A 14503-nucleotide genomic window follows, 5' to 3' on the forward strand; every position below is an offset into this window, starting at 1 on the left:
CACGGCCGGGGCGCGGGCGCTGGTGTCAGGGCAGGCGCAGCAGGGTGGGTGCGTGGTGGCGGGTGGCGAAGTCGTGCAGGCGGGCGCGGGTCGTCGCGGCGGCGGACGGGTCGGTCTCGGTCAGCGGGCCGATCGCCAGCGCCGTCGTGATGATCTCGTCGGTCACGTCGGCCATCCGGGCGTAGCTGGCCGCCGCCGACCTCAGCAGGCGCGCGGCGCCGGCCGCGTCGCCGGCGTGCCGGGCCAGCGTGGCGTCGGCGACCTGACCGGCGGCGCGAGCCCACGGGGTCGTCCGGGGCGCCCGGTCGAGCATCTCCCGGACCAGCCGGGCGGCGTCCGCGCCGAGCACCCCGGCGACGTGCCCCACGGCCGGCACCCACTCGGCGAACGGGATCATCCGGGTCCGCCGCCAGTCCTCGTCCAGCTCGGTCAGCAGCGCCATCGCCTCGTCCCGGCGACCCTGCACGGCCCGGCAGAGCGCGGCGTGCGCCAGGGTGGAGCGCAGCACCCGGTGGAATCCGGTGCGCCGCGCCGCGACCAGCGCCTGCTCGACCAGATCCCCACCCGTGCCGCCCGGCTGCGCGGTGCCGGCCGGCCCCGTCAGCGCGTCAGGTCCCGTCAGCGCGTCCGGCCCCGCGCCGGCCAGCCCGCGCATCCAGCCGGAGACCGCCACGATGTGCAGGTCCCACTCCGCGGTCGGCCGGCGGGTCGACTCGGCCGCCATCGCCAGCGCGGCCGTCCAGTCACCCGCGTAGTACGCCCGCGCCCACTGGTCGGCGAAGCTGGTCGCCAGGCTGTGCTCACCGCCCAGGTCGAGGGTGAGCTGCTCGTCCACCAGGCGGGCCGAGCCGGCCAGGTCGCCCTCCTCCTGCAACGCCCAGGCCAGGTTCTGCACCGCCCGACGTCGACTGGTCAGCCGCTCCACCCGGCAGTGCTCGGTCACCTCGACCAGTTCCGGGTACGCCGAGGCGGAACCGGCCAGGTACCGCGCGACAGCCAGGGTGATGCGCGCGTTGGCCTGCACCTCGCGCAGCTGGAGCCGCTCGGCGAGGGTCGCCGCGGCGCGGGCGGCCGCGCACGCCGGGTCGGTCTCGGCGTTCAGCATGTGCACGCGGGCCAACTCCAGCAGGGCGCTGGCCTTCTCCTGGCTGTCCGGTAGTTCGCTGTAGATGCCGATCGCCTGGTCCAGGCAGTGCAGGGTCGCGGCGCGGTCGGCCCGGCTCCACGCGGCGGTGGCGAGCAGCGTCCACGCCCGCGCCGCACCCGTCCGGTCGCCCGCGGCGGCGAGCCGCTCGGTCAGCCGGGTGAGTGTGTCGGTGCCGCCGGCCACCAGGAACGCGTCGCCGTCGCGGTAGAACGCCAGCTCCGCGTCGAACAACTCCAGCGCCGGGTCCGGACCGACGTCCAGGGTCAGCGCCCGCCCGACCAGCGCCGCCGCGGTGTCCAACGCGTGCAGCTCGTACGCCCGGCGGGCCGCCCGGTGCAGCGCGGCCCGCGCGGGCGGGGCGTAGGGGGCGGTGTCCAGCCCGACGGTCCGGGCGATCTCGTGCGCCGCCCAGCGGTGGTTGGCCAGCACCTCGGCCAGGTCGTGCTGTCGGCCGTCGGCGAGCTGCGCCATCCAGTCGGCGGTGCGCTGGTGCCGCAGCACCCGCTCGGCCCGCGGTAACCGCTGGTAGCAGACGTCCCGCACCAGGATGTGCCGGAACCGGTACTCGGACTGGCCGGGCATCGTCGACGTGCCCTGCTCGTACACCAGGTCGCGCCGTTGTAGCCGGTCCAGCGCGCGCTCCACCCACTCCACCGGCCGCCCCAGCGCCGTGGCCACCGGCGCGGCCCAGAACTGCACGCCGACCACCGCGGCGGCCTGGAGTACCGCCCGGTCCGCCGGGTCCAGCAGGTCGAGCCGGTTGGCGATGACCGCCTGCACCGTACGCGGCATCTCCGCGCCACCGTCGGGGTCGAGGCGGGAGGCCGGGCGCGCCGCGTCGAGCAGCCCGCCGTCGAGCAGCATCCGGGCGTATTCCTGGGCGTAGAGCGGATTGCCGTCGGCGAACTCGATGAGCGGGGTGCGCGCGGCAGTGGGCAGCGTGGACTGCCCGAGCAGCAGCGAGTACAGCGTGTCGATGTCGGTGTCGTGCATCGGCGGCACCGAGATGGACATCGCGCCGCTGATCGTGGCGGTCCAGGCCGGGTGCCGTTCCCGCAGCTCCGGGCGGGCGGTCGCGACGACCAGCAGCGGTACGCCGCGCGCCGTCGCGCCCAACTGCTCGACGAAGGCCAGCATCGCCTGGTCCGCCCAGTGCATGTCCTCGAAGGCCAACACGGTCGGCCCGGTGGCGGCCAGCGCGATCAGGAAACGCCGCCAGGAGGCCTCGGTCTCGCCCGGGGTGAGTCGTTCGCCGGGCACGCCGATCAGCGGGCCGAGTGCCTCGGCCAGCCGGGTCGCGTGGGGATCGGTGAGCTGCCCCAGCCGGGCCCGCAGCCGCTCCCGCAGGGCGGCCGGGTCGTCGACCTCCGGTACGCCCACCCAGCTCTTCACGATGTCCGCCAGCGCGGCCCAGGTGACGTTCTCGCCGAACGGCGGGCACTGCCCGACCAGCCAGGTGACCGGCGGGCCGGGCAACCGGCCGGCGTGCCGTTCGAGCTCGCGGAGCAGCCGGCTCTTGCCCACACCGGCCGAGCCGAACACCGTCACCAACTGGGAGGTCCGCTCGGTCACCGTCCGGTGTAGCGCGTTGATCAGCAGGCCGCGCTCGTGCTCCCGGTCCACCATCGGCGTCAGCTCGGCCGTGCGCAGGTCCCGGTCCGGCCGGACCTGCACGGCCAACCAGATCCGGCTCACCGCGGACCGGCCGCGCAGGGTGACCGGCGGCTGGTCGGCGTACTCCATCTCGTGCCGGGTGGCCGACCAGGTGCTCTCGTCGACGACGACGCCGCCCGCCGGGGCGAACGCCTGCAACCGGGACGCCGTGTTGACCACGTCCCCGGTGACGAAGGCCTGCCCGCCGTCGCGGGTGGCGGAGAGGTCGACCAGGGCCTCGCCGGTCGCGATGCCGACCCGGAAGCCGAGCGGCGGCTGTGGACCGTTGGGCTGGTGGGCCAGGCTGCGTTGCAGCTCCAACCCGGCGCGCACGCACCGCAGCGCGTCGTTGTCGGTGGCCACCGGTGCGCCGAAGAGCGCCATCGCCGCGTCGCCGATGTACTTCTCGACGACCCCGCCGTACTGGTGCACGATCCGTCGCACGGTCGCGAAGTAGGTCTGTTGCAGACCGTGGGCCTGCTCCGGGTCGGTCCGTTCCGCGTAGCTGGTGAAGTCGACGATGTCGACGAAGAGCACGCTGACCTGACGGCGGTCCTCCTGTACCACTACGACGTGGTCCCGCAGGGGCTGACCACAGCCGGTGCAGAAGTTGACCTCGGTGTTGTTGGCGTGCCCGCAGTGCGCGCAGGTGACCGCGAGCGGCTGGCCACACCCGCCGCAGAAACGGTCGTCCGGCCCGGCCGCGCGGGCGCAGTGTCCACACCTGAGGTCGATGTTCAGCTCCGTGGGCGAGATGGGTCAGTATCGCGTCCACCCGGCCAGTCGGGAACCCGACGTGTGGGCGGGCGACGCCATCGATCGGTCGGAGTTAGTGTTCCTTACCAGGAAGTTTCATGTCAGGGAGAGTGCCGTGCAGGTGCGACTGTCCGCCTCGTGGACCGATCCGGGTGGTATGCGATGGGCACCGGGCGACACGATAGACGTCGATGCGGTCACTCTCGCCGAGCTGGAGGAGCAGGGCATGGTGGAAGAGCCGGAAGGCCAGGGGGGCGGGTCGGGAAAGACCACGACCACGTCGTCGAGCACGTCCACGGCTGACAAGCCGACCGACCCGAAGAAGATCGGGCCGGGGCCGGGCGCGCCGCCGGCCGACGACACGGACAACTGATCGACCGGGTGTGGCCGGCGGACCCACGGGTCTGCCGGCCACAGCCATGTGTGGGCACCGGGCTGGCTCGCGGTACGCGAAACACGCACTGGCCCGGGCCCGATCGGTCAGCGGTCGCTCATGCCGGCGCGGCGGCGTAGCGCGGCCACGTCGGTCACCACGATCCGGCGCCCCTCGGTCCGCAGCCAGCCGCGGCTGGCGAACGAACCGATCGCCTGGTTGACGCTCTGCCGGGACCCGCCGGCCATCTCGGCCAGCTGACTCTGGTTGAGCTCGATCGTGATCATCGGTGCCTGGCTCTCGCCGGCCAACCGGACAAGCGTCTTGGCCACCCGACCGGGCAGGTCGAGGAAGACGTGGTCGGCGTTCTGCTCGGTGAGCCGGCGGATCAGCCCGCCCAGCGAGCGCATCACCGCGTCCAGGATGCGGGGGTTGGAGTGCACCAACTCCATGAACGCGCCCCGCGAGAGGGCCAGCGCCGCGCAGTCCTCAATGGCCTCGGCCGAGGCGGACCGGGTGGACGCGTCGAGCAGGGAGACCTCGCCCAGCACATCCGGTGGACGGATCACCGACAGCACGGCCCGCTCGCCGGTGGGCGCGGTGCGAAAGACGGCCACCGCGCCGCGGCGCAACACGATCAGCGACTCACCCGGGTCGTTCTCCACGAAGAGCAACTGGCCCTTGCGGTAGGTGCGCGGGACGGCGGCGGCGATGACGCGCTGCCGCACCTCGGGCTCCAAACCAGCGAACATCTCGACACCCGTGAGCGCGTCACCCGGCTCCGGCAGGCGCATCTCCACGGCCCAACCCCTCCCCGGTCATGGACCACAAACTCGCTCACCGGGTGAACCTGATGGCCCTGACAAGGTGAACTGACACCGATTCGGCATCCGGTAGCGGTACACATCAGATCATGACGGTCCGGTCGCTTGCTGTACACCCCTCGAAGCACTTCCGTGACCGTCGTGAGCTGCCGCGTACCGTCATTGAAGTGCCGAACGGCCGTTAACCAGCGGTGCGGCGCCCCCCGGCGGGCACGGCCGGACGGCGGTGGGCGAGGATGGCCGGAATGGTCTATCGCTATTTTTACGACTGCGAGTTCATCGAGGACGGCACAACCGTCGACCTCGTCTCGATCGGTGTCGTCGACGAGTACGGCCGGGAGTTCTACGCGGTCTCCACGGAGTTCGACGACTCCCGTGCCGTGCCCTGGGTGCGGCGCAACGTGCTGGACAAGCTGCCGTCCCCGGCGGACCGGGCCTGGCGGTCGCGGGAGCGCATCCGTGACGACCTGTACGACTTCCTGGTCGAGCCGGTCCGGGACCGGCCGGGGGAGCAGTTGGAGCTGTGGGCCTGGTACGCCGCGTACGACCACGTGGTGCTCGCCCAGCTCTGGGGTGCGATGCCGGCGCTGCCCCGGGAGATTCCCCGCTACACCAAGGAGCTGCGCCAGCTCTGGGACGACAGTGGTCGGCCGACCCTGCCGGACGCGGACGCGGCCCGGCACGACGCTCTGGTCGACGCCCGGCACAACCTGGCCCGCTGGCGGGCGATGACCGCCCGCTGAGTGCCTGCCGCACCGCCGTAGGTTTGACCGGTTCTGTCCCGGGCATCGGTTCGACGAACCGAAGCGGAGGAGAGTGCCATGAGCAATCAGCCGACCAGCGCCGCCGACGCTCGAGCCCGGGTCACCGAGCTGGCCCGGGCCGCGCGGATCTGCATGCTCACCACGACCGCTCTGGACGGGCGGCAGGTGAGCCGGCCGATGGGGCTGCAGGAGGCCGAGTTCGACGGCGAGCTGTGGTTCTTCGCCTCCGCCGACTCGGCCAAGGTCCGCCAGCTCCGGGTCAACCCGGAGGTCAACGTCGCCTTCTCCGACCAGAAGCACCACGCCTGGGTGTCGATCTCCGGCACCGCCACCGAGGGCTTCGACCGGGCACGGGCCGAGCGTTTGTGGAACCCGCTGCTCAAGGCGTGGTTTCCTGATGGGCTGGACACCCCGGGCCTCACGTTGATCAAGGTGCACGCCAGCTCCGCCGAGTACTGGGACTCGGCGAACAGCGCCGTGGTCAACCTGCTCGGCTACGCGAGGGCCGCGGTCACCGGGCGGCCGCCGAACGCTGGCGAGAACCACGAGGTGACGTTCTGAGCAGCGGGGCGTGGGCCCCTCGCGCCGGGGCGCGCTGTCGTCGTACCGGCGGGCCGACTACAGTTCGCAGTGACGGCCCGCCCCGGGCCGGCAACGGCGCCGATGGTCTGATCTGACACATACCCTGGGGCAATTCGGGCTTTACCTGATGCTCCAGGAGGATGAGCGGATCATGCGTATCGGCGTGCTCACCGGCGGCGGCGACTGCCCAGGTCTCAACGCGGTCATCCGGGCGGTGGTCCGCAAGGGCGTCGCCACCTACGGTCACGAGTTCGTGGGCTTCCGCGACGGTTGGAAGGGCCCACTGGAGGGTCTGTCCCGGCCCCTCGGCATCGCGGACGTCCGTGGCATCCTGCCCCGCGGCGGCACCATCCTCGGCTCGTCCCGGACCAACCCGTTCAAGATCGAGAACGGCGTCGAGCGGATCAAGGACAACCTCGCCACCCAGGGCGTCGACGCGCTGATCGCGATCGGCGGCGAGGACACCCTCGGCGTGGCCACCAAGCTCTACGAGCTGGGCGTGCACGTGGTCGGCGTGCCGAAGACGATCGACAACGACCTCGGCGCCACCGACTACACCTTCGGCTTCGACACCGCGGTCAACATCGCGATGGAGGCCATCGACCGGCTGCACACCACCGCGGAGAGCCACCACCGCACCCTGGTCGTCGAGGTCATGGGCCGGCACGCCGGCTGGATCGCCCTGCACGCCGGCCTGGCCGGTGGCGCCAACGTGATCCTGCTGCCCGAGCGGCAGTTCGACGTCGACCAGGTGGCCGGCTACGTCGAGAAGCGCTTCCAGCACCAGTACGCCCCGATCGTCGTGGTCGCCGAGGGCGCCCAGCCGCTGGACGGCCAGATGGTCCTCGCCAACCAGGAGCTGGACTCGTTCGGCCACGTCCGCCTCGGCGGCATCGGCCAGTGGCTCGCCGAGCAGCTGGAGGCCAAGACCGGCAAGGAGGCCCGCACCGTGGTGCTGGGTCACATCCAGCGCGGTGGCACCCCGACCGCCTTCGACCGGGTGCTCGCCACCCGCCTGGGCCTGCAGGCCATCGACGCGGTCAACGACGGCGACTGGGGCAAGATGGTCGCGATGCAGAGCACCGACATCGTCCGGGTGCCCCTCGCGGAGGCCACCCGCGAGCTGAAGACCGTGCCGCTGGAGCGGTACGTCGAGGCCGAGGTCTTCTTCGGCAGCTGATCAACCGGTTGGGCGGCGCGGCGGGCCGACGGGTCCGCCGCGCCGCGACCAGAGGCGAGGGGGTACGAGCCGAGATGTCAGCCGGGGTGCACACGGTCGCGGTGATAGGCGCGGGCAAGATCGGTGAGCTGATGCTCTCCGGGCTGCTGCGCTCGGGATGGCCGGTGGACCGGCTGCTGGCCACCGCCCGCCGGCCGGCCCGAGCCGAGGAGCTGACCGCCCGCTACGGCGTACGGGTTGTCGACAACCTGACCGCGGTGGACGAGGCGGAGGTGCTGGCGGTCTCGGTGAAACCGCAGGACGCCGCCGCGCTGCTCGACGAGATCGGCCCCAAGGTGCCGGCCGACAAGCTCGTCATCTCGCTCTGCGCCGGCCTGCCCACCAGCTTCTTCAACCGCCGGCTGCCCGAGGGCACCCCGGTGGTCCGGGTGATGACCAACACTCCGGCGCTTGTCGACGAGGCGATGACGGCGATCTCGGCGGGCGCGCACGCCACCGGGGCGCACCTGGCGTTGGCCGAGGAGATGTTCAAGCCCCTCGGCCACACGATGCGGGTGCCCGAGTCGCAGCAGGACGCGGTCACCGCGCTCTCCGGCTCCGGGCCGGCCTACTTCTACCTGCTGGTCGAGGCCATGATCGACGCGGGGATCCTGCTGGGGCTGCCCCGGCAGGTGGCGCACGAGCTCATCGTCCAGAGCGCCATCGGTGCCGCGGTGATGCTGCGCGACTCCGGCGAACACCCGGTCAAGCTGCGCGAGGCGGTCACCTCGCCGGCCGGCACCACCATCTCCGCGATCCGCGAGTTGGAGAAGCACGGCGTGCGGGCGGCACTGCTCGCCGCGCTGGAGGCTGCCCGCGACCGCGCCCGCGAGCTGGCCGCCCAGGCCGACTGAGCCTGTCGCACGGCCGGACGTGCCTGCCCGCGACCGCGCCGCCCCGGCCGATTGAGCCTGCCGGACGTTGGACGTGCCTGCCGGGGGACCTCGCCCGCGAGCTGCCAGCCCAGGCCGAATGGGCCTGTCGCACGGCCGGACGTGCCTGCCCGCGACCGCGCCGCCCCGGCCGATTGAGCCTGTCGCACGTCGCGGGCCGGACGTGCCCCGGTGCGTGCCGCATACTGGCCCGGTGTTCACACTCGCCCAGGCCCGGCACCTGGTGGCCACCCTGCAACCGCGCGTCGACGAGCTGGTCCGGGTCCGCGCCGACCTGGCCGAGCTGCGCGTCGACCTGACCGACCACGGCGTCAGCGCCCTCGGCGGCCTGGCCGAGGTGAAGGGGCTGGAGGCTCGGCTGCACGCCGTCGTCGACGAGCTGCACCAGCACGACATCCAGGTCAAGGGCATCGCGCCGGTGCTGCTCGACTTTCCCGGCGAGCGGGCCGGTCGGCCCGTGCTCTGGTGCTGGCTGGAGGGGGACTCCGACGTGCGCTGGTACCACCGGGCCGAGTGCGGCTTCGCCGGCCGCCGCCCGATCTGACGCCGCCGCCGTCCGGCACCCCTTGACGCCGCCGCCGTCCGGCACCCCTTGACGCCGGCGCCGTCCGGCACCCTTGATCCACTCGGGTTCACGGAATCCGCGGTGTCCGTGAGTGGCGGACACCCCGATCTTCAGGAACGCGAGTGGATCAAGCCGGATGCGTCGCTCAGCCCGCCCTGGACGTCGGCAGGACCGGGCCGGCGGCCTCGCTCACCGCGAACACCACCACGTTGTCGACATAGTGGCCCCGCCGCCTGTCGAAGTCACCCCCGCAGGTGACCAGGCGCAGCTCCGCGCCGGGCGTCGGCCCGTAGACAGCCGCCGTGGGGAAGCGGTCCTTGCGGGTACGCATAGACCCGGTCACCCGGAACGACAGCCGCTGCCCGCCGCGCCACACCTCCACCCGGTCACCGGAGCGCAGCTCACCGAGCCGGGCGAACACCGCCGGGCCGCGCCGCGAGTCCAGATGGCCGGCGAGCACCGCCGGGCCGGTGTCGCCCGGGGCCGGACCACCGCCGTACCAGCCGACGACACCGAAGTCGGCCGGCGGGATCAACGCGCCCGCGCGGTCCAGGCCCAGCACGGTGAGCGCGGAGTCGACGCCGATGCGCGGCACGCGTACCCGGGTGGGTGGACCCTGCGGCACGGGCGCCGCGGCCACCGGCGGGCAGTCGTCGGTGCAGCCGGGGTGCCAGCTCGCCACCGGCGGCGGGGCGTCGGTGCCGGCCAACCCGACCCCGGTGCCGGCGGCCAGGCAGGCCGCCGCACCGGCCGCGACGAACGCGGCCAGCGGCATCCGACGGTCGCGGTGCCGCCGGATCGACAGACCCGGCCCGGTGCTCACCAGGTGGTGCGCCGCCGCCGACGCCAGAACAGCAGGGCCACCGCGCCGGCCGCCGCGGCCAACCCGCCGGCCACCAGGGGGTACGCGGTCAGCCCGGTGCCCGCGGTGCCACCGGCACCGGTGTCCACCCCACCGGCCGGGACGACGGTGCCGCCCTCGGCGTCGCGGCGCAGCTCGGCGGTGAGCCCGCCCTGCTTGGCGTCGAGCACCAGCAGCGAGTAGACCGCGCCGCCGGTGAGCCGCACCTCGGCGTTGGCGCTCGGCCCGTCGGCACCCGTCAGCCGCAGCCGCCAGCTGCCCGGCTCGACCTGCTCATACTCGGTCGTGGTCGCGAACTGCACGTCGTCGGCGATCAGCGGACCGTCCGCGGCGGCCACGTCCAACACCGGGGTACGCACGGAAGCCTGCACGACACGCACCTTGGCGCGGCCCTGCGTGGGCGCGCTGAGGTCATCGTTGAGCACCCGCAGCCCCAGGTCCGCGTGCCGGCCGACACCGGCCACCGTGTACGCGTCGCCGCTGGTCACCGCGACCTCCGTGGTGAGTACCGGGGGGTCGCTGGCGGGAGCGCCGGCCTCCCGCATCGCCACCGCGTACCGGCCGGGCGCCAACTCGAGATAGTCGGAGACCACCCCGTAGCCGACCCCGGGGAAGACCCTCGGTTTCGTGGCGTCCGGCGCGGCCAGGTAGACGTCGACGGCCGGGGTGTCCGGGGAGAGGTGGGCGAGCCGGACGTAGCCGACGGTGTCCACGCCGGCCGCGGCGCTGGCCGGCGCGGGCGTGCCGGCGGCGGCGAGGGCAGTGGTGATCAGGAGCGCGCCGGAGCCGGCGAGCAGCCGGCGGGGAAGGGTGCGGAGCGTGTACATGTCGCCTCCGGAAGCACTTTCGGTGAGCGGGCGGCAACCCAGAGAACAGGGTCCCGTGCGCGGGACTGCAACGCAAGTTGCCAACGAGAAGTTTCTCGACGTGTCCCCGCCCCGGAGCTTGGCGCCTCGGCGTGGGCGCGGGTGTGGGCGGCTTGTCCCTACCGCTCGCGGATCGCGAGGAGGCCGAACAGGTCGGGGACGCCGCCCGGGCCCGCCTCGGCGACCCGGAACAGCCGGAGACCGGCCGCCACTGTCGTGTTGACCAGGTCGGCGAGAGGGATGTGCCAGGCGCCGACGCGTACCCGAACGCCGTTGGTGTTCCAACTGTCGAAGCTGCGCGAGCGGTCCGCGTACCGCGCGTCGACGACGACGCTCGGATGCCGGCCCCAGTCGGCGAACGCGCCCACGAAGCACGGGTGCACGCCCACGTGCACGAAGCGCCCGCCGGGGCGCAGCACCCGGGCGACCTCGCGCAGCACGGCCGGGTAGTCGGGCAGGTCGGTGCTGGACAGCACACACATCGCGGCCGGCAGCGACGCGTCGACGAACGGCAGGGCTGTCGCGTCGCCCCGGGTCACCGGCAACCGCCTGCTGGCGTGCCGCAACTGCCCGCCGGACAGGTCCACGCCCACCGGCGTCCAACCCAGACCCGCCGGCACCGACGCGTGCGCGCCGGTGCCACAGCAGATGTCCAGGCAGACACCCTCGCCCGTGCCCAGCAGATCCGCCACGGTGGCGTGCACCCGCCGCAGATAGTCGCCGCCGCCGGAGATGAAGTCCTCGTACCAGTCCGCGTGGGCGTCGTACGCCGGTGTGCTCGTCGATCCCATCGGTCGATGCTAGGAAGCGGAGCCGGTCGCGTCGTGCCCGTTCTGCCGAGGGCAGAGGCAGCCGGCGTCCGTCACCACGGGCCGCCGAGGATCGTCGCGTTCGCCTATTCTCGGTCGATGCGGGATCGCCGGGTGGCACTGGCGTGGGCGGCCTTCGTCGTCGTCGCGCTGGTGTCCTGTGTGCTCGTGCTGCGTCGCGAAGACCGCCTCTCCGACCTGCATATCTACTACGGCGCACTGTCCGATCTGCACGCCGGCCGGCCGCTGTACGAGTTCCGGGCGGCCAACGGCGGCCCGTTCACCTATCCACCGTTCGCCGCGCTCGTGCTGGGTCCGATCACCGCCGTGCCCGAGGGCGTACTCCAGGGGATCTGGCTGGTGGCGACGTGCGCGGCGGTCGTCGCCATCGCCGGGGCGGTCGGTGTCGCGCTGACCACCCGGCCGTCCCGACGACCGCTCGTGGTGGCGGTGGCGGCCACGGTGCTGATGCTCTCCGCGCCGGTGCAGAGCAATCTGCGCTTCGGTCAGGTCAGCGTCTTCATCGTGCTGATGGCCCTGCTCGACGGGATGGGCGTCGGTCCGCCTCGTCTGCGCGGGATGTTGGTCGGCGTCGCCGCGGCGATCAAGCTGACTCCGCTGCTGTTCGTGGTCTACTTCCTCGCCACCGGCCGCTACCGGGACGCCGGCCGCGCGGTGGCGACGTTCCTGGCCTGCGCGGCTCTCGCCGCGGTGGTGTTGCCCGCCGAGAGTTGGACGTACTGGACCGAGGCGGTGCGGCAGACCTCGCGGATCGGCAACCTCGCCTCGCTGGGCAATCAGTCCCTGCACGGGATGCTGCTGCGCGTCGGCGTCGACGAGGCGACGTTGCCGCTGCTCTGGGCCGCCCTGGTGGCGCTGGTGTGCGCGGCGGCGTTGCTGCGGGCGCGACAGTTGGCGGTGCGGGGCCGCCCCGGGCACGCGGCCGTGTTGGTCGGCTGCGCCACCGTCGCCGCGTCCCCGGTGTCCTGGACCCACCACCAGGTGTGGCCGGTGCTCGCCGCGATGCTGCTGATCGGCGCGTCCGGCGTCACCCGACGCGCCGCCGGCGTGGCGTTGCTCGCCGCCATGGTCGTCTCGCTGGGTGCGGTGCTCAGCCCGGTGTCGACACGGCCGGGTGTGCAGTTCCTCTTCGAGAACGCCCGCGCGATCGGTGTGTGCCTGCTGTGTCTGGTCGGTTTCGGCGGCGTCGCGGTCGCCGTCACCCGGACGTCGCGCCGGCCGGCCGGCGGGCGGGGCTGGTTGCGGGTGGGCGTCACGGCCACGGTGGCTGTCGCGTTCTTCGCCGTGCAGCCGCTGCCGGCCGGAGCGGACCCCACATTCAAGGCGTACGCCCTCGGCGACGTGGTCAACCCGCGATACTTCTTCGTCTGCCGGGGCCCGGTCGAGTGCGCCGCCTACGGCACCGACGCGCCGGTCACCTTCGGCACCCGCGCCGAGAAGACGAAGGTCCGGGTCAACGGCGTGGTCTCCCCGCTGGTGACCCGTCTGGAATATTATTCCGCGCCCGGCGGGGCGCCCCGGGTCATCCCGCTGCTCGACGCGTACCCGGGAAGCCGGACGTTCTCGTTCCGCTCGGCGAGCATGGCGCGGGGGCGGCTCGTCGCGTACGCCTCGGACGGCCAGCCGATCGCCAGCTACGACGACGAACTCGCCGCCGCCCTCCGGACGGCCGACCGGTAGGCGGGCGGCAGGAGGTCGGCGGCGCAGCTCAGCGGGTCGCGGCGGCCAGGGCGGCGCGCAGTTTGTCGGCGTCGCCCGGTGCCGGGTGCTCCCAGTCGGTCGGCGTGGCGGAGTAGAGCGTGCCGTACGCCGGGGTGTCCGGCTGGTAGCGCCAACCCTCGGCGAGGGGGCCGACGTCCACCGCGTCGTAGCCGATCCGGTCCAGGAAGGCCGTCACCTCGGCCTTCGCGGCGGCGTCGTCACCGGCGATCGCGAGGGCGCTGCGGTCGGCGGCGCCGGACGGCCGGGGGAGTGCGGCCAGGCCCTTGAAGTAGATGTTGTTGAAGACCTTGACCACCCGGGCACCCGGCAGGTGCTGCTGGAGCAGTTCGCTGCTGGTGGTCTCGCCCGAGTCGAGTTCCGGGAAGGTCCCGTCGCGCTGCGGGTAGTAGTTGTTGGTGTCGACGACGACCTTGCCGGCCAGTGGCTCCACGGGCACCCCGCGGTACGCCTTCAGCGGCACGCTGACCACCACCAGGTCGCCGACCTGCGCCGCGTCCTGTGCCGTGCCGGCGCTCGCGTGCTCGCCCAACTCGTCAACCAGGTCCTTCAGCGTCTCCGGGCCGCGCGAGTTGCTCAGCACCACGTCGTAGCCGGCGTCCACGGCCAGCCGGGCCAGGGTGCCGCCGATGTTGCCGCTGCCGATCAGTCCCACAGTTGTCATGCTCGGTCCCCACTCCGTCCACCCACGACACATTCCGACCAGTGCGGTGGGTTATGTCGATTGCCCGCTGCCGGGTAGCCGCACGGGCTGCTCGCGGCCTTCGCCGTCGCGGCGGGTGCCTGGTTGCGCCGCGAGCCCGCCCTGCACAACGTACTGCTCACGCCTGTCGCCGACCGGCTCCTCGGAGACATCCCACTCAACGGTGACGGCGGTTCGTGCGGCCGGCCGGTCAGGTGCGCCCGGCCGCTCGGCCTTCAGGCGGGGAGGACCTTGTCGATGGCTGCCCGTAGGTCGTCGGACTCGGGGGTGACCGTGGGGGCGAAGCGGGCGGCGACCGTGCCGTCCGGGGCCACCAGGAACTTCTCGAAGTTCCACCGGACGTCCCCGGTGTGCCCGTCGGCGTCCGGAGTGTCCACCAGCGTGGTGTAGAGCGGGTGCCGGTTGGGGCCGTTGACGTCGACCTTCTCGGTCAGCGGGAAGGTGACCCCGTAGTTGACCTGGCAGAAGTCGCTGATCTCGGCGGCGCTGCCCGGCTCCTGCCCGGCGAACTGGTTGCACGGCACGCCGAGCACCACCAGGCCGCGGTCGGCGTAGGTGTCCGCGAGCGTCTGGAGGCCGGCGTACTGCGGGGTGAGGCCGCAGCGGGAGGCCACGTTGACCACCAGCAGCGCCTTGCCGCGGTAGCGGGCCAGCTCGGCGGGGCCGCCGTTGAGGGCGTCGATCGGGATGTCGAAGACGGTCATGGCCCGAGGCTACGCGCCGGCCGCGCCGGGGGATCGGCGGCGG

General features: G+C 73.1%; 14 protein-coding genes. 7 read left to right on the forward strand and 7 right to left on the reverse strand.

Going from position 1 to position 14503, the window contains the following annotated elements:
- Nucleotides 1–25 precede the first annotated feature (25 nt).
- Nucleotides 26–3556: an ATP-binding protein gene (locus tag ACGFIQ_RS22955; protein WP_393246983.1), complete on the reverse strand. Its 3531-nt coding sequence runs from the start codon at nt 3554–3556 to the stop codon at nt 26–28.
- Here ACGFIQ_RS22955 and ACGFIQ_RS22960 point away from each other — a divergent pair.
- A complete protein-coding gene (locus tag ACGFIQ_RS22960) occupies nt 3534–3929 on the forward strand; it encodes a hypothetical protein (protein ID WP_393246688.1) in 396 nt (131 codons plus the stop codon). The two genes, ACGFIQ_RS22955 and ACGFIQ_RS22960, sit on opposite strands and share 23 nt — an antisense overlap.
- A gap of 107 nt (nt 3930–4036) precedes the next feature.
- On the opposite strand, the gene ACGFIQ_RS22965 is transcribed toward ACGFIQ_RS22960, so the two are convergent.
- Nucleotides 4037–4729: a Crp/Fnr family transcriptional regulator gene (locus ACGFIQ_RS22965; RefSeq protein ID WP_088988366.1), complete on the reverse strand. Its 693-nt coding sequence runs from the start codon at nt 4727–4729 to the stop codon at nt 4037–4039.
- Between the two features lie 269 nt (nt 4730–4998).
- On the opposite strand from ACGFIQ_RS22965, the gene ACGFIQ_RS22970 reads away from it, so the two are divergent.
- The 5 genes from ACGFIQ_RS22970 (at nt 4999) to ACGFIQ_RS22990 (ending at nt 8755) form a co-directional block, all read left to right on the forward strand.
- Nucleotides 4999–5496 (forward strand): polyadenylate-specific 3'-exoribonuclease AS, encoded by a 498-nt coding sequence (locus tag ACGFIQ_RS22970; protein WP_357074959.1) that lies wholly within the window; start codon nt 4999–5001, stop codon nt 5494–5496.
- A gap of 78 nt (nt 5497–5574) precedes the next feature.
- Complete coding sequence (locus ACGFIQ_RS22975; protein ID WP_393246691.1) at nt 5575–6078, forward strand: pyridoxamine 5'-phosphate oxidase family protein; 504 nt, start codon at nt 5575–5577, stop codon at nt 6076–6078.
- Nucleotides 6079–6250: 172 nt separating this feature from the next.
- Nucleotides 6251–7279 carry a 6-phosphofructokinase gene (locus tag ACGFIQ_RS22980; protein WP_357074956.1) on the forward strand — a complete coding sequence of 343 codons (1029 nt, stop codon included), beginning with the start codon at nt 6251–6253 and terminating at the stop codon, nt 7277–7279.
- Between the two features lie 74 nt (nt 7280–7353).
- Nucleotides 7354–8172: a pyrroline-5-carboxylate reductase gene (gene proC / locus ACGFIQ_RS22985; RefSeq protein WP_393246693.1), complete on the forward strand. Its 819-nt coding sequence runs from the start codon at nt 7354–7356 to the stop codon at nt 8170–8172.
- Nucleotides 8173–8404: 232 nt separating this feature from the next.
- On the forward strand, nt 8405–8755 hold the full coding sequence (locus ACGFIQ_RS22990) for a DUF2203 domain-containing protein (protein ID WP_393246695.1): 351 nt from the start codon (nt 8405–8407) through the stop codon (nt 8753–8755).
- Nucleotides 8756–8921: 166 nt separating this feature from the next.
- On the opposite strand, the gene ACGFIQ_RS22995 is transcribed toward ACGFIQ_RS22990, so the two are convergent.
- From ACGFIQ_RS22995 to ACGFIQ_RS23005, 3 genes are all read right to left on the reverse strand, one after another.
- Nucleotides 8922–9599 carry a class F sortase gene (locus ACGFIQ_RS22995; RefSeq protein ID WP_393246697.1) on the reverse strand — a complete coding sequence of 226 codons (678 nt, stop codon included), beginning with the start codon at nt 9597–9599 and terminating at the stop codon, nt 8922–8924.
- Nucleotides 9596–10465 (reverse strand): DUF4397 domain-containing protein, encoded by an 870-nt coding sequence (locus tag ACGFIQ_RS23000; RefSeq protein WP_393246699.1) that lies wholly within the window; start codon nt 10463–10465, stop codon nt 9596–9598. Before ACGFIQ_RS23000 ends, ACGFIQ_RS22995 begins: the two co-directional genes overlap by 4 nt.
- Nucleotides 10466–10623: 158 nt before the next feature.
- On the reverse strand, nt 10624–11295 hold the full coding sequence (locus tag ACGFIQ_RS23005) for a class I SAM-dependent methyltransferase (protein ID WP_393246701.1): 672 nt from the start codon (nt 11293–11295) through the stop codon (nt 10624–10626).
- A 117-nt stretch (nt 11296–11412) separates the two neighbouring features.
- Here ACGFIQ_RS23005 and ACGFIQ_RS23010 point away from each other — a divergent pair, with 117 nt between their 5' ends.
- Complete coding sequence (locus ACGFIQ_RS23010) at nt 11413–13014, forward strand: glycosyltransferase 87 family protein (RefSeq protein WP_393246703.1); 1602 nt, start codon at nt 11413–11415, stop codon at nt 13012–13014.
- Between the two features lie 28 nt (nt 13015–13042).
- Here ACGFIQ_RS23010 and ACGFIQ_RS23015 read toward each other — a convergent pair whose 3' ends face one another.
- The gene (locus ACGFIQ_RS23015) at nt 13043–13717 is read right to left on the reverse strand and encodes an NADPH-dependent F420 reductase (RefSeq protein WP_393246705.1); all 675 of its coding nucleotides are present in this window, start codon (nt 13715–13717) and stop codon (nt 13043–13045) included.
- Between the two features lie 254 nt (nt 13718–13971).
- A complete protein-coding gene (locus ACGFIQ_RS23020) occupies nt 13972–14460 on the reverse strand; it encodes a glutathione peroxidase (protein ID WP_393246707.1) in 489 nt (162 codons plus the stop codon).
- Nucleotides 14461–14503 lie beyond the last annotated feature (43 nt).

The organism is Micromonospora sp. NPDC048898 (assembly GCF_043198035.1).
In the GTDB taxonomy this organism is placed as follows: Bacteria; Actinomycetota; Actinomycetes; order Mycobacteriales; family Micromonosporaceae; genus Micromonospora.